This window comes from Pseudomonas sp. p50(2008) (assembly GCF_015351605.1).
In the GTDB taxonomy this organism is placed as follows: domain Bacteria; phylum Pseudomonadota; class Gammaproteobacteria; order Pseudomonadales; family Pseudomonadaceae; genus Aquipseudomonas.
In genome coordinates, this window is sequence record NZ_JACMYF010000001.1 from 559,426 (window position 1) to 578,593 (window position 19,168).

At 60.8% G+C, this 19,168-nt stretch carries 8 protein-coding genes; 5 read left to right on the top strand and 3 right to left on the bottom strand.

Going from position 1 to position 19,168, the window contains the following annotated elements; translation table 11 throughout:
• Positions 1–6 precede the first annotated feature (6 nt).
• Together H7698_RS02540 and H7698_RS02545 are read right to left on the bottom strand one after the other, a co-directional pair.
• Complete coding sequence (locus tag H7698_RS02540; protein WP_194690478.1) at positions 7–9,525, bottom strand: two-partner secretion domain-containing protein; 9,519 nt, start codon at positions 9,523–9,525, stop codon at positions 7–9.
• 38 nt (positions 9,526–9,563) lie between these two features.
• Complete coding sequence (locus H7698_RS02545; RefSeq protein WP_194690479.1) at positions 9,564–11,207, bottom strand: ShlB/FhaC/HecB family hemolysin secretion/activation protein; 1,644 nt, start codon at positions 11,205–11,207, stop codon at positions 9,564–9,566.
• 398 nt (positions 11,208–11,605) lie between these two features.
• Here H7698_RS02545 and H7698_RS02550 point away from each other — a divergent pair, with 398 nt between their 5' ends.
• The 4 genes from H7698_RS02550 (at position 11,606) to H7698_RS02565 (ending at position 16,950) form a co-directional block, all read left to right on the top strand.
• Positions 11,606–11,770: a hypothetical protein gene (locus tag H7698_RS02550; RefSeq protein WP_194690480.1), complete on the top strand. Its 165-nt coding sequence runs from the start codon at positions 11,606–11,608 to the stop codon at positions 11,768–11,770.
• 23 nt (positions 11,771–11,793) lie between these two features.
• Positions 11,794–13,359, top strand: coding sequence for a methyl-accepting chemotaxis protein (locus H7698_RS02555; protein WP_194690481.1), 1,566 nt, complete (start codon positions 11,794–11,796; stop codon positions 13,357–13,359).
• 887 nt (positions 13,360–14,246) lie between these two features.
• The gene (locus H7698_RS02560) at positions 14,247–15,593 is read left to right on the top strand and encodes an NEL-type E3 ubiquitin ligase domain-containing protein (protein WP_194690482.1); all 1,347 of its coding nucleotides are present in this window, start codon (positions 14,247–14,249) and stop codon (positions 15,591–15,593) included.
• A gap of 145 nt (positions 15,594–15,738) precedes the next feature.
• The gene (locus tag H7698_RS02565) at positions 15,739–16,950 is read left to right on the top strand and encodes a hypothetical protein (RefSeq protein WP_194690483.1); all 1,212 of its coding nucleotides are present in this window, start codon (positions 15,739–15,741) and stop codon (positions 16,948–16,950) included.
• 15 nt (positions 16,951–16,965) lie between these two features.
• Here the strand turns inward: H7698_RS02565 and H7698_RS02570 are convergent, their stop codons facing one another.
• A complete protein-coding gene (locus H7698_RS02570; protein WP_194690484.1) occupies positions 16,966–17,643 on the bottom strand; it encodes an alpha/beta family hydrolase in 678 nt (225 codons plus the stop codon).
• 96 nt (positions 17,644–17,739) lie between these two features.
• On the opposite strand from H7698_RS02570, the gene ccoN reads away from it, so the two are divergent.
• The gene (ccoN, locus tag H7698_RS02575) at positions 17,740–19,164 is read left to right on the top strand and encodes a cytochrome-c oxidase, cbb3-type subunit I (protein ID WP_045057426.1); all 1,425 of its coding nucleotides are present in this window, start codon (positions 17,740–17,742) and stop codon (positions 19,162–19,164) included.
• Positions 19,165–19,168 lie beyond the last annotated feature (4 nt).

The window sequence follows — 19,168 nt, forward strand, 5'->3', positions numbered from 1 at the left end:
ACCTGATCATGGCAATGGTTTCCAAGAAGTGACTGGATTAGCTCGAACCACAAAGCCGTTTGAGCCAACCCCAACTGCGATGTTTTGCTCAACACCATTGTGCGTGATGCGATAAACATTAGCTGAACCATTGGTCCCGACAACTTTCCCACGTTCAAGAGCACTCATTACAACATTTGAAATGTCATCACGTGAGATGCCTTTTTTGACAAAGTCGGCTTCGTGTCGTTTGTAGATGTGTTGCAATCCGGCAGCATCAGTACCCTTTTCCAGCCAGACTGTTCGGCCATCTGGCAACCTACGGATATCAACCACACTTCCTGGGGTGATCTTAGTGCCTACAGGCAATCCCGAAATCAGTTCGTCCCTAGTCAGAGCGGACCCCGACACTCCTTTTGCACCAGCCCCAACTTCACCAACAACCTTAGCGCCAGCTCCCAACCCACCCGTAAGAACGATACCAGCAATCTCACCGTTCGTAGCTTGGGTGGTTTTTTGCGCGGTCAGGCGTAAATCGTCCTGGTTGCTGTCTTGAAAACCCCGAACAATCGACTGCTCCTCAAGGCTCAACCCACCATTGCGGTCGAACTGATCAAGTACGTTTAACCCGCCCTCGACTTCTGTTCGCAGTGCGTTGCACGTTGAGAAGTCCTCACACTGCAACAGAGTGATGCCGGTTTTTTTATCGCTGAGGCTCTCGTATTTCGAAGTGACATCCGATCGGCAAGCCCCCGGGTCCCCCGCCGCTCGACAGCCCTTCAGGTCCTTAACTAAATCATCAGCTTCTTGATGATTGAGATAGTTGTACTGCGTAGCGTTCTGCGCCACCCACGCCCCGGTTTGCAGGCTGTTGCCATCCGCATCACGCTGCGTGGCCGCCGCCAGCACACCCACCAGTTGCGAGGTCATGCTCAGCAGGTTTTCGTTTCCACCTACCAAGCTATCGAGCTGGACGACCAAGGCTTCGTTGGCGCCTGCCGCGAGTGCGCCGGTCTTGAAGTCGCCGCCGCTGACTTGCGCCAACAGGCCACCGACCATGGCGTGAATCATCACCTTGGACGGACTGCCATCGGCCGACGGGGTGTAATCCCCTACCGCATTAAAACTGGCCGCCGCCAAGGTGTTGAACAGCGTGCTCTGCAAAGCGCTGCCCAGATCTCCGCCCTGCCCCATGATCTTGTTCAGCGCCAGCGAGGTGCCGTTTTGCAGGCCCTGATTGGCGGCGAATCGGCCGACGTTTCCCCATGTCCCGAGATCGGTTGTGATCTTGCCGGTGACCGGATTCGTGGTGGTACCGGTCCATTCGTTGAAGTAGCCCGCGGTCATGCCGGCCGTGAGGCCGGAAATGGCGTAGCCCTTGAGGGCATCGCTGGAGGTGACGTCTTTGAACACGGCGCCCAGGTTGCCGCCATTGTTGATGAAGCTGACGGTGGCGTTGGTTGCTGCGCTTGTGGCGATGGCTGCCCCACCTGCGGCCACTGCGCCGGTACCGCCCAATGCCGACATGGCAGCAGGGCCGACAAAGGCAGCCATCAGGATGGCGATCGCCAGTTGTGCGCCAACGCCCAGTCCCGAGTTGCTGTACTGATAGGCGTCGTGGATTTCCTGGACCAAACGCCAATCCACATCCCCACGCTGCTCCGCATCCTTGAGCCAGGCCAGGTTCGGATCGGCCTGCACCATGGCATCAATGGTCTCGCCTACCGACTTCTGGTCGATGGCCTTGAGGTCGATGTTCAACCCGTTCGCGGCATTGATCGCCATCTGCCCTTGTGCGACCAATTGGCTCTGGCGCAGGGTTTCATCGGTGTTGCCTTTGCCTGAGGCGGAGTTCCAGGCCAGGTCGCCTTTGCTCTTTTCGTGGCTCTCCTGGTGCATGTCCTTGACGGCTTCGAAGGTGATGTTGCCGCCACTTTGCAGGGTCAGGTCGTTTCCGCTATCGAGCTTGGCGCCCTGGTACAACTGATCCCCGCCGCTGACCAGCGTGAGGTCGCCACCGGTGTTGATTTGGCTGCCGATGTTCTTGATGTCGGTGACTTCGTCACGCTGGGTTTCCTTGCTGCCCCAACCGCCCTTCTTTTCCTTGTCGTACAGCGAATAGTCGCTGTCTTGGGCGGCCAGCAGTTGCAGGTTGCCGCCGGCGACCAGGTAGGCTTCCTGGCCCGCGGTGACGGTGCTGGCGATGAGCGTGAGGTCCTGGCCGGCGCCGAGGGTGACGTTGCCGCCGGCGTTGAGGCTGGTACCGACCTGGCTGACGTGGTCTTCCTGGGCTTCGACTTTGTGGGTTTTGCTGTAGCTGTGGTCTTCGTTGGCGGCCGAAGCCAGGGTGAGGTTATTGCCGGCGTTGAGGGCGAGGTCGCGTTGGGTGTCCAGTTGGCTGGCGACGATGGCGAGGTCGTGGCCGGCGTTGATGGACAGGTCGCGGCCTGCTTCGAGGCTGGCGCTGTGTTGGGTGATGGCGAGGTCGCGGTTTTTGCTGCCGTGTTCGTTGCTGTCGAGTTGTGCGGCCGAGCCGAAGGTGACGTCGCGGCCGGCGCTGATGCTGGTGTCGCGGCCGCTTTGCAGGACGCCGCCGAGGTTGTTGAAGTCGCGGCCTGCGGTGATGGTCAGGTCGTTGGCGGCTTCGATGCGTGCGGCGTTGTCGACGAAGTCGCGGTGCTGGGTGTTAAAGCCGTTGCTGCTGTCGTGGCTGGTGACGGTGCGTTCGTTGCTGATGTCGCCAGTGAGGCTGGTCAGGCTGACGTCGCGGCCCTTGATGATGCCGCCGGCCTGGTTGGTGAGGTCGTTGCCGGCGAGCAGGTCGAGGCGATTGCCGGCCTGCACCAGGCCACTGTTGACCAGGTGGTTGCCGGCCATGCCAGCGAGGTTGCCGGTGGCCTTGAGGGTGCCGGCGTTGCCGAGGTTGTGCCCGGCGATCAGGTTGACGTCCTGGCCCTGGATCAGCGCGCCGTTGGCAGCCAGGCGGTCGTTGGACTGGGCCAGGTACAGCACCGGAACCATGACTTGCTGGCCGTCGACGATCGCGTTTTCCAGCCAGACGATGTCGTGGGTCAGGGCCGCTACTTGCTCGGCGGTGAGGCTGACGCCCAGCGACAGCATCAGCGAGTCCTTGCTGGCGATGGCGTTGTCCATCAGGTAGCGGAACATGTCTTCGTCGGAGGTCAAGCCGTCGAGATAGCGCTGGCCGGTGTGGGCGACCACGGCTTGCTGGATCAGCTGCTGCTCGTAGAAGCCGTCGCCCAGGCGCTTGGCGCTGTCGTCGGGGTTGTAGCCGAGTTGGCTGAGCAGGTAGTCCGAGCTCATGAATTGCTTGAGGTCGGTGAGTGCCGGGTTGGTTTCGATCAGGTACTTATGGGGCTGGGATTGCCCGGTGTTGCCGGGCAGGCCCTGGACCTTGGCCACACTGACCGCGCCAGCCATGTTGCCGGACGGGTCGGCGCTGAAGTCGCGCCCTTGGGTGCCGGGTATGGCTTGTTGCCGCTCGGCCGCGCCGACGCTGGCCTCGCCGAGGTTCCAGCTGTGCGGGCCGGTGTGGCCCTGGGTATTGCCCTGGCCACTGAGGCGGAACAGGCCGTTCTGCCCGGCGGGCAATTCAAACCCTGGCAGCGCCAGTGGATTGATTTGCTGTTGTGCCAGGTCCGGGGGCAGTTGCTGATTGAGGGTCACTCGGGTGGAAAATGCGTTGCCCGGGGCGCTGGTGTTGGTGCTCGGGCCACTGCCGACGTACTCGAAGCCGGCCCGCACCACGCTGTTGTCGAAGTCATTCTGGGTGGTGATGTTGACGTTGCCGCCGGCCTGGATGATCGCGGCGTAACGTTGGTCACCGGTGCTCAGTTGGGTCACGCGACCAAACTGCGGCAATTCGGCTTCGGTGGTGCCGATGAACTGGCTCATGGCCGCCGCCAGGCCGCCGAGGTTGCCGGCGTCGTAGCCGTTGCCGTGCAGCCAGTAACGGTCGGTGAATGCCTGGGCCATGTTGACCCAGCCGCTGCCATTGCTGGCGCGTTGGGTACGAAACACGCGCACGGTTTCGGTATCGGAGGTCTGCACGCCGGTGTTGGTCAGGTTGTTCAGCGTGGCGGTCAGGTTGCCGCTGGTGGCCAGGGTGCTGCTGTGGTTGAGCAGGTCGCCGCCGTTAAGAATCAGGTCGCCACCGGCGGTGATGCTCGACGCGGCACTGGCGGCGGTGACTTGCAGTTTTTCGCGCTGCACGATTTCCCAGACGCGGTTTTGCTTGCCGCCGCAGTCGCCGGCGTTGACGCCTTCGATGCAGGGGATTTGTTCGATTTTGGCGGTGTAGATGCCCTCGTCAGAGACCGTCAGCAGCGCACGGATGTTTTTGATGGTGCTGGCGGCCAGGCTCATGCGGCCGTCGCTCTGCATCAGGCCGGAGCTGTTGATGATGCTGGAGGCCCAACCACCGGCGCCGTCACGGTCGATGTCCAGGTCGCCCAGGCTGTAGAGGCTGGCGTAGCTGTTGGTGAGCGATGCGACGCGCAGGCCCATGTCCCAGCCACTGAAGATCAGGCCGTGATCATTGAGCAACGCTGCCGTGGTGAGGGTGAGGTCTTGGCCGCTGCCCAGGGTGCCGTAGTTGTTCACGGCGCCTGCGTGCAGCATCAGGTCGGCGCTGGAGGTCAGGCGACCGTAGTTGTTCAGCACGCCGGCGACGGTGATCAGGCTGTCGCCGCCGCTGGCGATGCTCGCCACTTCAGGCAGGTTCAATTGCCCGGTGCTCAGGATTAAGTCACCTCGGCTGCTCAGGCGACCCTTGCCGGTGTAGAGGCCGCTCAGGCCCAGGTCCAGGCTGCCGTCGCTGGCGATCAGGCCGTCGTTGCGCCAGTTCACGCCGGTGCCGATCAGGCTGCTGGCGGCCAGCAATTGGCCGCTGGCGCTCTGGGTGAAGTCGTTGACGTTGACGCTCAGGCGCCCGGCCTGGATGACGCTGCTGTTGGTCCACTGGTCGGCCGTGAGGGTCAGGCCGCCCCGGGTGATGAGGTCGCCGCCGGCATTGATGACGTTGGCGGTGGCGATGTCGAAGGTGCCGTTGCCGACGTGCAGCACGGTGCCGCCGGTGTTGAGGAAACCGCCCAGGCCCAGGCTCAGGTCGGTGTTGGCGCTTTCCAGGGTGCCGTGGCGGTTGTCCAGCAGGCCCGCGATTTGGAAACGGCTGGCGCCTTGGGTGCCGAGGGCGCGCAGTTGACCGCCCTGGTTGTCCAGGTGGGCGGCGGCGATGTTGAGGGTGCTGTCGCTCTCGAGGATGCCTTGGGCATTACTCAGGGCACCGGCCAGGCTGAAGTCGATCTGTTGAGCGGCGATCTGCCCTGCGCGGTTGTCCAGGTCGGCGCCGTTGACGCTGATGCGGTGTGCGGCGTAAAGGCCGCCACTGCGGTTATCGAAGTGGCCCGTGTTGAGGAGCACATCGCCCGATTGAGCGGCAAGGCGCCCGCCCTGGTTGTCGATACTGGCCGTCGTCAGGTTCAGGCGCTCGGCCTGGGTGGTGCCGCCCTGGCGGCTGATCAGGTGGATGCCGTTTTGCAGCCAACCGCTGAGGGTGGCGGTCAGTGTGGCGTGCAGGCTGGCCAGGACGCCGCCGCGGTTATCGAGGTTGCCGGCGTTGAGGTTGAGGTCACCGTCCTGGGCGAGGATACGACCTTGCTGGTTGTCGACATCACCGGCAACGTCCAGGGTCAGCACGCCCTGGCTTTGCAGGGTGCCTTGGCCGTTGCTCAGGCGTGCGGCTTGCAGCTGCACATCGCCGTGCTGGCTGTAGATCAGGCCGTCGGCGTCGTTTTGCACCACGCCCGTGGCGGTCAGCGTCAGCAGGTCGTTGGCGGCGACTGTGCCTCGCTGGCGGTTGTCCAGGCCACCCGTCAGCAGGCTGAACAGCCCTTGGCTGGCGAGTTGGCCGCCCTGGTTATCGACCTGGCTGGCGCTCAGGCGCAACAGCCCGGCGCTGGCGAGTTTGCCCTGGGTATTGGTCAGGGCGCCGAGCAGGTTGAGGGTGACGGCGTTGTTGCCGATCAGGCTGCCGCTGCTGTTATCCAGCGCGTCGGCGGTGATGCCCAGGGCCTGCGCGGCACTGATCGCGCCACTGCGGTTGTTGAGGGTCGAAGCCTTTACGGTCAGGGCAGCACCGCTGTCGATCTGGCCGCCCTGGCTGTTGTTCAGCTCAGCTTCGACGGTCAGCGCCTGAGCGGCGGCGCTGGAGAGTATTCCGCCGTTGCGGTTGTCGAGGCTGCCGGCGTTGACCGTCAGGTTGTGCTGACTGACCAAGGCGCCGGCATCGCTGTTGCGCAAGGCGTTTTTGACGGCTACGTCGAGGTTACCGTTGCGGCTGGAGAGTGTGCCGTGGTTGCGGTTGTCCAGGCTGCTGGCGTTGACGGCCAGCCCTTCCCAGCCGGAAATAAGGCCGTTCTGGTTGGTCACGCCAAGGCCGTCGAGCGTCAGGTACTGGCTGCTGATCAGCTTGCCGTCGTGGTTATCGAGGTGGCGGCCGACGAGTGCAAAGCTTTGCTCGCTGGAGATCTCGCCGCCTTGGTTGTTCAGGTCGCGCAGGTGGTGGATGCCCAGCGCACCAGCGGTGGTGATCAGGCCACCGGCGTTGTTCAGGTCGCCGCCCGCCGCGCCGAAATCCAGGGCGATGGCGCTGCCCAGCAGCGATCCGCCGTTCTGGTTGTTCAGCGCGGCGGTCTGGATATTGAGGCGCCGGGTGGCGTTGATCAGGCCGTGAGCCTGGTTGTCCAGCAGGCCGTCGACGCTCAGGTCGAGGGTGTCACGGCTGGTCAGGGTGCCGCCCTGGTTGTTGACGCTGGCGGCGCGCACGTCGAGGGCCGACGCGGCGATCAGGCCTTTGAGGTTGCCCAGCGCCTGCTCCACGCGCACGGTCAGTGCCTGGTTGCTCAGCAGTTTGCCGTCTGTGTTGTCCAGGCTGTTGGCGGCGAAGGTAAAGGCTTGGGCACTGGAGATTTCCCCGCCCTGGTTGTTCACTTCGTTGAGGTGGCCGAGCATCAGCAGCGGTGCGCTGATCAGGCCGTTCTGGTTGTTCAACTGGCCGCGATTGAGGCTCAGGTTCAGCGCGCTGTTACTGAACAACAGGCCGCCTTGTTGGTCCAGGCCGGTGACGTTGGCGCTCAACGCCTGGTCGCTGGCGATGCGGCCGGTGTCCTGGTTGGTCACCTGGGTGGCCGTCAGTTCGAGGGTATCGCTGCTGGTCAGGTGCCCGCCCTGGCTGTTATCGAACGCGCCCGTGTCGAGGCGCACAGGGCCCTTGCCACTGATGTTGCCGCGCTGGCGATTATCCAGGCTGGCGCTGTGCACGCTGAGGCTGGCATCGGCGACCAGTTGACCACCCTGGTTGTCGACCACACCTAGGCTGGTCAGGCTGAGTGGACCTGCACTGGACAGGCTGCCCTGGCGATTGTTCAGGCTGGCGGCGCTCACCGTCAGTGCGCCTTCGCTGTTGATCGAACCGCCGAGGTTGGTCAGGGCACCGTCGAGGCGGATATCCACTGCCGACAAGGCACTGACCGCCCCGCCGCCGTTGTCCAGGGTCTGGCCGGCCAATGAGACACGGCCCTTGGCCTGCAGCAAGCCCTGGTTCTGGTTGAGCAATTGCGCGACGCCAAGGCTCAGGTCGGTGCCGGCCAGCACCTTGCCGCCGTCACTGTTGTCCAGTTGCTGGCCGCTCAGGTTCAGCGCCGCCGAGCTGGAAAGCTCACCGCCTCGGTTGTCCACAGTGTCGACCTGGACGGTCAGCACGTTGGCTGCGCCGAGCAAGCCATTCTGGCGGTTATCGAGGGTGGTGCCGCTCAGGTTCAGGTTGCCCTGGGCGATCAATTCACCGCCCTGGTTGTCCAGGTGCGTAACGCTGAGATCAAGATCGCCGGTAGCGCTGACCCGTCCATTCTGGCGGTTATCCAGGGTGCTACCGGAGAGGCTCAACGCCTGGTTTGCACCCAATTGACCGTTACGGTTATTGATTGCGCCGCTGGCGCTGAGGCGAAGGTCCTGCCCGGCCATGATCAGGCCGGCGACGTTGTCGAGGGATGCCAAATTAAGGACGGCCGCTGCAGCGCTGGAGAACTCACCCGCGCTGTTATCCAGGTGACCCACCTGCGCCTGGAGCAGGCCGCGACTGTTGATCAGGCTCTGTTGGTTGAGCACTTGGTCCGCGTGCAGGGCGAGGCTGTTGTGGCTGAGCACACGCCCCTGCTCACGGTTGTCCAGCGTCGCGGCACTGACCTGCACGCCGTTTTGCGCACTCAGCGTGCCGCCACGGTTATCCAGGGTTTGGCTGACGCCCGCGTCGAGGTTGCGACTGGCCGTCACGCTACCGCTGTTGCGCAGGTTCTGCGCACTGAGGCTGATATCGCCGACGCTGTTGCGGCTGTTGTCGGCATTGACGCCGGCCTCGATGATGCCGCTGTTGGTCAGTTGGCCACCGGCGCTCAGGCTGATGCGATCACGGGCAGCCAGGCTTTGCCGGTTGTTTGAGGCGCCGCTGGTTTTAACTTCCAGGGAGGTGCCGGCGTAGACCGGACCTTGCGCCTCCAGGCTCGCCGCCTTGACGCTGATGCCTTGGCTGGACGCCGCCTGGGCCAGGGTCAAATGACCATTGGCATCGATCTGGATATCGCCACCGCTGGCGGCCAGGTTGCCGGCCAACCGCACCCCGACACCGGCTTCGGTGCCCACCAGTTTGATGGCGCCGGCGTACATGCCACCCAGCGCGGTGGAGTCAATGGCCAGCTGTGGCTTGACGCTGCCGTCGTCGGCACGCGCCGTGGCATTGAGGGTCTGTGCGTCAACGTCGTTGCGGCCCGCGATCAGGGTCAGGTTGCGGGCGTTGATCTGCGCATTGAGCCTGGCCGTGCGGGTGATGATCTCAAAGCTGTCGACGTTGCCGGCATTCAGCCCCGCCCCCTCGATGCTCACGCTGCCGCCATCGACCTGAAAGTGATCGAGGCGGCCGTTGTTCAGGATCGGGGTGCCGGTGGTGAGGGTGGCACGTGGGGTGTTGATGAAGCCGCAGCCGTTACAACTGATGCCATAGGGGTTGGCGACGATGACGCGCGCCGATGGCCCCGCGACTTCGGTGTACCCGCGCAGGTGGCTCGGGTTACCGCCGTTGACTTCATTGAGAATGGTGCTGGCCGCCGAGCCCTGCAGGTTCGGGTTGCCGAGAATGATCCCGCCCAGTTGCGTGGCCTGGGTGCGCGTCGTGGCGTTGTTGAGGATCACCCCGTTGGCGCCGACGTTGTAGTCGTTGAACTGATTGTGCGACAGGCCACTGGCATTGGGCGCGGCGATGTTGACGATGGGCACGCCGTTGCCGGCCTGGCCCAGTGAGGTGCCGGGGCCGCTGACCACAATGCCATCGGCCTGCACCAGCAGCGGCTGCCAGAACAGCGCATTGGCCAGGATCAGCGCCAGGCCGCGCTTGGGCAGGCCGCAGAAGCGTTCAGGGCTTGCTGGGGCGGCAGATGGCTGGTGGTCACGGTGGGCAAAGGGGCGGGTCGGCATATCAATCTCGATGCAACAGGGCGTTGTCGGCAATAGGGTTACAGGAAGAAGTCCAGGCGAAAGTAGATCGGCGCTTCACGCTCCGTCATCGCGGCCGGGCGTTTCAGGGAATGGGCGAAGGTCACGCCGGCAGACAGGTGCTGGCCGCGGGCAAACAGCTCCAGCGAATGGCTGGAGAGCCGCCCGTGCTGATCACCGTTGTAGCGCTCGTGGGTAATAACGCCTTGGTCGTAGCCCAGGCTGGCGCCGTATTCGGCCAAGGCCGGGCGCAACCAGGCAATGGTCAGCGGGCGCGCCCAGCGCAGGTCGTTGCGCCAGTAGGCACCGCTGTCACCGCTCAGCTGCTGGTCCTTGAAACCGCGCAGCGAGGACGCGCCGCCGAGGCTGATGCGTTGCGCGCTGAACAACACATCGTCGGTGTGCTGGCCGGTGACCAGGCTGGTGAAACTCAGGGACTCCCCCGCCAGGGTGAAAGGCTGCAGGTAACTGGCGGTGGCGGTGTACTTGCGAAAACGCGCCTCGGGTTCACCGGGGCCGGGATGACCTGCGCTTTGCGCATCGAAGGCGCCGATGCCGTGTTGCAGGCCCAGGTCGAAGTTGATGAAGGCGCTGGCGACCCGGCGACCGTGGTTGATGCCCCACTGCAGCTCGCTCAGCCGATTGCTGCTCAGGTCCAGGCGGCTGTCCTCGATGTAGGCGTTGGTGCGCAGGTGCGCGACACCGAGGCTCATCGAGGTTTTGCTTAAAGCGTCGCGATGGATCACCCGTTCTGCGCGCAGCAGGTGGTGCTGGCTGTCGCCGGACTGCTTGAAGTTGAAACCATTGCCCTGGACCTGCGAGCGGTAATCGCTCTGGCTGTAGCTGTAGCTGAAGTTCCACCAACCCCAGGGCAGGCTGTAATAGAGCATGGCGTTTTGCGAGGTCTTGCGCCGATCGCTGACGGCATCGTGGCCACCGCGCAGCACCAGTTGATCGGCCAGGCCCAGGGGGCTGTCCCATTCCAGGGCGGTGCCCCATTGCTGTTCACCGGTGGATTTTTGCCCGTCGTTGTTGCGCGACACGCTGGCGCGCCAGGGTTTTTGCGCAGTGTTCTCCACCCTGACCCGGGTGCCGCCGACCTGCGCGCCCGGCGCCAGTTCCATGCGGGCCTGGTTCGATGGCAACCGGTTGAGCTGGTCGACCAGTTGCTCGATCTGACGCAGGTTCAACAGCTCGCCATCGGCGCCGGGAAACGCCATGGCCAATTCACGCGCCGACAGCCCGCTGTCCTCTGCGCGGTCCAGGCCTTCAAGCGTGCCTTCGACCACCAGCACTCTCAGGTGGCCGCTGGACAGGTCCTGTTGTGGCAAATAGGCGCGACTGGTGACCAGCCCGCTGGACAGGTAATACTCGGTGATGACCTTGAGCAGCTCATTGAGCCGGGCCACGTCCAGGCATTGGCCGAGGTAGGGTTTGAGCAGGCGCGAACGCGCACTGGCGGGCAGGTGCTGGGCGCCCTCGATGTTGATCGTGTCGATGGCAAAGCAACGGGAATCAGCGGGCATGGCCGGTGCGTCTGGCATGCTCGGGCTGCCGGGCAACGCCTTGAGCTCTTCCAGCCGCTGGCGCTGCTCTTGCAATAAGCGATTCTGGCGATCACGGATAATGTCCTGATCGCCGGGATTGGTGACGGGCGCGGCCATAGTGCTGCTGATAACGCTTATATAAATAAACGAAACGCACGTAAGGAATTGCGCCCTCGACAGTAATGAGGGCAACTTGGAGAACCGGGTAATAAACGAGGGGGACTAAAGTAACACTGTGATTGGCACTCGCCACCCCTTGAAACAATGCCGCTGGAGACAACAGGAACATCCCTACATACAGCGGTTAAGTTTTCCTACAGAACTTTCTGATACTTTTTTCTTTTGCAGTTTCCTCGCACAGGCAGTGCTTTGCGGGCTGTATTAAATGCTCAAGCTAAGCGTGAGGCTAAAATATTCAGCCAATGATTAAACTTGGTCTTCACTCTCAACTTTCTTATTGATCATGAAGTCAATGTAGGAGCTGCCGCAGGCTCGGGCCGCGATCGGACGATCTTTTGATCTTCGCCCTTGAAAATCAAGATCAAAAGATCGCAGCCTTCGGCAGCTCCTACGGGGGCTCTGTTTCATTCGGCCGGATCTGGTTGGCTGTCAGGCCGTCTTTGCGGGCCATGGGCAATAAAAAAATTCAACAAATTGCTGGCGCCGCCGAAACCCTGTGAAAGCCTCACGGATTGAATATGCCATGCGTAATAACCAGCCCATCACTCAACGCGAGCGGACCTTCCCGGCTCAGCAGCGGTTGATTTCCACGACCGATGCCAAGGGCGTGATTACCTACTGTAACGACGACTTTGTCGAGATCAGCGGGTTTTCGCGTGAGGAACTGATCCGTGCGCCGCACAATCTGGTTCGTCATCCTGACGTGCCATCGGCGGTGTTCGCGCATATGTGGGGCACGCTCAAGCAGGGTCAGCCCTGGATGGGTATCGTCAAGAATCGCTGCAAGAGCGGTGATCACTATTGGGTTAACGCCTATGTGACGCCGATCTTCGAAGGCAATCAGGTGATCGGTTACGAGTCGGTGCGGGTCAAGCCGACTGCTGAGCAGATCCGTCGTGCCGAGGCGTTGTATCAGCGGCTTAACCAGGGCAAGTCGGCGGTTCCTGCCAGTGATAAGTGGCTGCCGGTTGTGCAGGATTGGTTGCCGTTTATTCTGGTGAGCCAGTTGAGTTTCATGATTGGCGCCACGCTGACTTCGCACTGGGGCTTTGCCCTTGCCGCCGGGCTTTCGGTGCCGTTGGGCCTGATGGGCTTGAGCTGGCAGCAGCGTGGGTTGAAGCGTTTGCTGCGCTTGGCTGAACAGACCACCTCCGATCCGTTGATTGCGCAGATGTACACCGACAGCCGTGGCGCACAGGCGCGGTTGGAGATGTCGATTTTGAGTCAGGAAGCGCGCCTGAAGACCTGCCTGACCCGTTTGCAGGACACGGCCGAGCATCTGACCGATCAGGCCAGGCAGTCCGACACCCTGGCGCACAACAGTTCGACTGGCCTTGAGCGTCAGCGGGTTGAGACCGAGCAGGTGGCGACTGCGGTGAACCAGATGGCGGCGACAACCCAGGAAGTGGCCAGCCATGTGCAGCGCACGGCGGATGCCACCCAGGAAGCCAATCGTCTGACGGGGCGTGGTCGTACCATTGCCGGGGAAACCCGTGATGCCATTCAGCGCCTGTCGGTGGTGGTTGGGGAAACCGGGATGACCGTGACCCAACTGGCCAAGGACAGTGACGAGATTGGTGGTGTGGTGGACGTGATCAAGGGCATCGCCGACCAGACCAACCTGCTGGCGTTGAACGCGGCCATCGAAGCGGCCCGTGCCGGTGAGATGGGTCGTGGGTTTGCGGTGGTGGCGGATGAGGTGCGGCAACTGGCGCAGCGGACCAGCGAGTCCACCGGGCAGATTCATGCGCTGATCGCCAAGCTGCAGCAGACGGCCAGCACTGCCGTGCAGACCATGGAAGCCGGGCATCGTCAGGCTGAGGAAGGTGTGGCGCGGGTGCTGGAGGCGGATCAGGCGTTGGTGGGGATCAGTGAGGCGGTGGCCAATATTACTGACATGACGACGCAGATTGCGGCGGCGACTGAGGAGCAGAGCGCTGTGGCTGAGGAGATCAGTCGCAATATCAGCAATATTTCGCAGCTGGCGGATCAGACGTCGGAGCAGGCGCAGCATTCGGCGTTGTTGAGTGAAGAGCTGACAAAGACTGCGAGTACGCAGTATTCGTTGGTTGAGCGGTTTAATCGGTAGGGTTGAGGGTCAGATCAACATCAGATCAGATCAGATCAGATCAAAAGATCGTCCGATCGCGGTCCGAGCCTTCGGCAGCTCCTACGGGGGGGCAGGAGCACAAATCCGGCAGCCGGCTTGTGTGAGCAAGGCTTGCCCGCGATGGCGTTTTCATAAGTGCTATCGCGAGCAAGCTTTGCTCCCACAGTGCTAAGTGGCCCCGGCAGTAAGGTGCCTGGCAGACCGCGATCGCGAGCAAGCCTGCTCCCACTGTTTTTTTTAGAGCGTGGTGATTGCTGTTCGATTACCCTTTAAAGATCGGGAGAGAAATAGCATTTCCATTATCACTCAACATTCGAAAACCCCAGAAACGAAAAAAAAGAACTTTCCCACAATAACTACCTACATTTCTTACAAAAGAATCCTACACCCCACCCAACTATCACATAGTTATGTGTAATTCTGCCATTAAGCGCATAAATCGAACGATACTGTATAACCCTGCACGTGAGCCGGACAAACTGGTAGCCAGCCCGAACCATGTCGATAAATAGTTCATTTTTTGCCAACTCGATGATTTAATAAAAGCTTCTGATCAACAACTCAACCACGGACTGGATAATGACGTCACCGATTAACAGCCGCCCCACCTGGGTTTTACTTCTAGGCCCGACACGCTGGCAGTTGAAGGTTTCGATTCAGCTCAATCGAATCGTCACTGCGCCCTGGATACTCCCAAGGGCACCGACTACCTCCATCAACGCTGGGCCGAATGGAACGACAACGCGGTCGAGGGTGAAGGCGAACGCAGAGATCTCGCCGCGGCGCATTTAAAAGACTGCCTGGAGCGCCAAGCGGTTGATCTTCAATTAAGCAACCTGAAATTAACTACCCTTCCCGAGTTACCCGTGTGCGTAAAGCATCTGTTTATTGAAGACAACAAGCTGTGCAAACTTCCCTCCCTACCTGACACCTTGATAACGCTTAAGATGTCGGACAATCGCTTTAAGTCCCTACCTGTATTACCCGACACCTTGAATTATCTTGAGGTGTCTAATAACGATTTGCAGCTATTACCACGACTGCCGCAACAACTTAAGCACCTGATGGCCTCTGAGAATTCATTAAAGCAACTCCCAGACTTATTACCCCCAGCGCTGACAAACTTAACAATCAACAATAATCAACTGACCCATTTGCCAGAGTGCATCACGCATCTGCCCGACCATGCGTTGGTAGAGGTGAGCAATAATCCGCTTTCAGATAGGACTTTACAGTCACTGCAAAATCTCAATAACGATCCCCAGTACCATGGGCCGCGAATTCACTTCTCAATACCTCGATGGTCACCCACCAACGTATCCAGGCTTCTCCTGCATGAAGCGGTTGCCAGGTGGTATTCACCTGAGCACCAAGAGTTACAGGCAGATCGCTGGTTCGTGATATCGACCGAGGACAATACCGAGGCATTCGGCTTTCTTGTCAGCGAACTGGCAGAAACCGCCAGTGGCAGAAACAATCGGGTGTTCCAGCAAGAGGTTGCTCAATGGCTCACGGCTTTATCTGTTTCACCGCCGCTGCGACAAGCGTCATTTGCCATCGCCCAACGCGCCAGGGCAAGCGGCGAGAACAGCCTCTCGGGCGCCTACAATGCCATGAAAACCGCAGCGTTGATCCATGATGTCAAAAGCGCAACCTATGACAACGCGCTGCCAGAGCTGGTGTGCGAGGGGCGCAAAATGTTTCGCAGGGAACAGCTTGAGCAGGTTGCTCAGGCCAAAGTAGACACTTTGAACCTTGGCGATGAATTCGAGTTTTACCTGGCGCTCCAGAGCCTGCTGCACGACGCGCTCGAGTTAAGGTCGGGCACCCTGCAGCTGTATGACTTCGAGACTTCCGATGTCACGCAGGATGAGTTGGACGTCGCCGAGATGAAGGTAAAAACGGCAGAAAACCTTCAATTCATCGACTGGCTGGCGCAGTGGGCACCCTGCCACAGCGTGCTGCAACGTCTCGAACCTCAAGCTTATGGTCGCGCCGCCCGAGCACGGCATGAAGCGATCGAAGAGACTTTCGGGGTACGGGTCGAAACCCAAGCAATAGCCCAGGGACTCGAGGACGACCTTGATGCCCGTGCCGAGATCGGTAGAACGGTCAAGGAGGCGCTGGACAGGCGCATTTTTGTACCGGTTGTAGAGCAATTCCTGAGCGACAGGAAGTTGGGATTCCTGCTTGCCCCACGATGGCCGCTCTGATCCCCCAAGGCCTAGGGTGATAGCTTTTCCCAAAAACCCTTGCATGGCGCTGGGCGATAGTCTGTTCCAGGCGTTTTATGACAGCATCATTTTATATCAGTCCCGATATTACGGCCTTGAGCCTTAACCCTTCAGGGTATCAGCCGTGCCAATTACCCCTACGCCCTCATCCACTGCATCACCTGCTCGTCCAGAAACTGGACCTGGCCGGGTAACCGTTATCGATACGAAAACGGACGCTGCACTCAGCGGCAACCCAGCAAACCTTGGCCATGCGATATCCTCGCCTGTACTGCTCGATCCCTTCCAGCAAGTGATGCATGAACTATTCAATTCAATCAGTGCATTAAAGCTGTGTCCCAGTAACCGCACCGACGGGTCTGCCGTATCAGAGGGAAGTATCCATGCGGCCCGCCATCATCTAAATATGCTCGCCCGAATACTGCTTGGTCCCCCCCTGCCAAAACTCTCTTCGGTGGGCGATTATCAACGTCGCGCCGCCCGATTCACCGCGCACTACTATGCCAGGCATCCAGGACAGGAGGCGTTCTGCCACGAGCATGCTGAACTGGTCCTTGATGGATTGTCCCGACGCGGGCTCGGCGAGCAAGCGTTGTTGTTGAGAATAATGAATAAAAGTGGCCCGACCCCCTCTCATGTCCTGGTCATCTATGCCGATGTCCCCGCCATCGATGTAGCCAAATTGTTGAAGCCATTCGTTGAACCCCGTCGCACAGCGCCCTTGACGATCAGCCAACCCGGCATGGATCTCGATGCTTTTGTCCGCTACCTCACTGAACACGCCCCAAAATTGCGCCTGCTGGATGCCTGGGGCACGGTGAAATTGCTGGATTTCTCTGCGCAAAGTTCGCCATCCGAGGTCAAGGCAACGCTGTATCCGATGATTCGCGAGGGTTTGGGGATGGACCCTTCAACCTTGGTGGAGAGTGAGGACATTTATGTAAAAAGCGCGCGCCAGGTGTGGCCGTTCCAGCAAACGCCAGCGCACATTCAGAACCTGCGCACCGATATCCACCAATGGGCGGGTACCGGGTATCCGGCGCACCAAGTATTTGGGACGCTCGCAAATGAATTAAGCACGCTCAAAGATCTCCAGGGTAAAGATTACATGGCGCTGGCAGGAAGTTTGACCAAGGCCTGCAAGGACGCTGGCATCATCGATTGCGCTGAAATCTGGTTGAATGCTCAGGAGGGAAGCCTTCATGTTTCGGAACAGGGCGCGACCGGTCGCCGAACATCCATACCTTTCGCGATCAAGACTAGCCCTCAGAAGAATTCACCACAGGGGGAACGCGCTCCAGATGTGCAAGCGAGCCTGCTTACGACGAGACCCTGACCGCCATCGTAAAACCTACTTGAGAAAGAGGGCCACCTTGTCCGCCGCAGCCGACAAATGTTGCTCATGGGTAAAACCCGACACCTTCAACGGCTTCAAATCATGGTCGCCCGCCGCGAGCCACATCACCTCGATGCCCGGCGATAGCGCATACTCCTCGACCGCCTCCCGATTGCCCAGCGCATCCCGCTCGCCCTGCACAATCAGCGTACGGGTCTTCAAGCCGGCCAGGTGTTCCACCCGCGGTTTTTCCGGCTTGCCCACTGCGTAGAACGGATACCCCAGGCACACCAGCGCATCCGCGCCCAGTTCATCGGCCAGCAAACTGGCCATCCGCCCGCCCATGGACTTGCCGCCAATGGCCAGTTTCCCGGCGACATGGCGTCGCACCACGGCATACACCTCCCGCCAGCATTCCAGCAGTTTCGGCGCCGGATTCGGTGGGCGTTTGCCGCCATCGACACGCCGTTGCGCCATGTACGGAAACTCGAAGCGCAACACGTTGACGCCCAGCGCACAAAGGCGCGCAGCCATGTCGTTCATCCAGTCGCTGTCCATCGGCGCACCGGCGCCATGGGCGAGGATCAACGTCGCAGATGCCGGCCCTACAGCGGCATCCCATAACCATCCGTGATCCTGCACACACCGCGCCCATTGATCCCCGTCAATACTGGCCTTGTGCTCTTTGTCCATGCTTGCCTCGCTTTTAGTCTGCCTATAACTCCAGGCGAAGGACGCGCTGCCTTGTCGCACGCGTGCTCACTTCGGCTGAACCGTGGATGGGGAACCATGAACACTTCTATCAGTACCGCCTACAACTACAAGGTGGTCCGCCAATTCGCCATTATGACGGTGGTGTGGGGCATCGTCGGCATGGGGCTCGGGGTTTTTCTCGCGGCCCAATTGGTGTGGCCCGAGCTTAACTTCGATTTGCCGTGGACCAGCTTCGGGCGCCTGCGCCCTTTGCACACCAACGCGGTGATCTTCGCCTTCGGCGGTTGCGCCCTGTTCGCCAGTTCGTTTTATTCGGTGCAACGCACCTGCCAGACGCAGTTGTTTGCGCCAAAAATTGCCGCGTTCTGTTTCTGGGGCTGGCAAGTGGTGATCCTGCTGGCGGCGATCAGCCTGCCGCTGGGTTACACCAGTTCCAAGGAATACGCCGAGCTGGAATGGCCGATCGACATTCTGATCACCATCGTCTGGGTCGCCTACGCGGTGGTGTTCTTCGGCACGATCATGCAGCGCAAGACCAAGCACATCTACGTCGGCAACTGGTTCTTCGGTGCGTTCATCATCACCGTGGCAATTCTGCACATCGTCAACAACCTTGAGCTGCCGGTGAGTTTCACCAAGTCCTATTCGGTGTATGCCGGTGCGACCGATGCGATGGTGCAGTGGTGGTACGGCCACAACGCCGTGGGCTTTTTCCTCACGGCCGGCTTCCTGGGCATGATGTATTACTTCGTGCCCAAGCAGGCCGAGCGGCCGGTGTATTCCTATCGCCTGTCGATCGTGCACTTCTGGGCACTGATCACCCTGTACATCTGGGCCGGTCCCCACCACTTGCACTACACCGCGCTGCCGGACTGGGCGCAGTCGCTGGGCATGGTGATGTCGCTGATTCTGCTGGCTCCAAGCTGGGGCGGGATGATCAACGGCATGATGACCCTGTCGGGCGCCTGGCATAAGTTGCGCAGCGATCCGATCCTGCGCTTCCTGGTGGTCTCGCTGGCGTTCTACGGCATGTCGACCTTTGAAGGCCCGATGATGGCGATCAAGACCGTCAACGCCCTCTCCCACTACACCGACTGGACCATTGGCCACGTACACGCCGGTGCACTCGGCTGGGTGGCTATGATTTCCATCGGCGCGCTGTATCACATGATCCCGAAAATCTTCGGTCGGGCGCAGATGCACAGCATCGGCCTGATCAACGCGCACTTCTGGCTCGCGACCATCGGCACCGTGCTGTACATCGCCTCGATGTGGGTCAACGGCATTGCCCAGGGCCTGATGTGGCGTGCGATCAACGAAGACGGCACGCTGACCTACTCCTTCGTCGAAACCCTGGTGGCCAGCCACCCGGGCTTCGTCGTGCGCCTGGTAGGCGGTGCGATCTTCCTGAGCGGCATGTTCCTGATGGCTTACAACACCTGGCGCACCGTACGGGCCTCGCAGCCTGCCGACGTCGCCACTGCCGCGCAGATCGCCTGAGGAG

What these genes read in the sequence shown, in the direction of transcription:
- H7698_RS02540 (WP_194690478.1), bottom strand. Translation starts at nt 9,525, where the DNA reads ATGCCGACCCGCCCCTTTGCCCACCGTGACCACCAGCCATCTGCCGCC.
- H7698_RS02545 (WP_194690479.1), bottom strand. Translation starts at nt 11,207, where the DNA reads ATGGCCGCGCCCGTCACCAATCCCGGCGATCAGGACATTATCCGTGAT.
- H7698_RS02555 (WP_194690481.1), top strand. Translation starts at nt 11,794, where the DNA reads ATGCGTAATAACCAGCCCATCACTCAACGCGAGCGGACCTTCCCGGCT.
- H7698_RS02570 (WP_194690484.1), bottom strand. Translation starts at nt 17,643, where the DNA reads ATGGACAAAGAGCACAAGGCCAGTATTGACGGGGATCAATGGGCGCGG.
- ccoN (WP_045057426.1), top strand. Translation starts at nt 17,740, where the DNA reads ATGAACACTTCTATCAGTACCGCCTACAACTACAAGGTGGTCCGCCAA.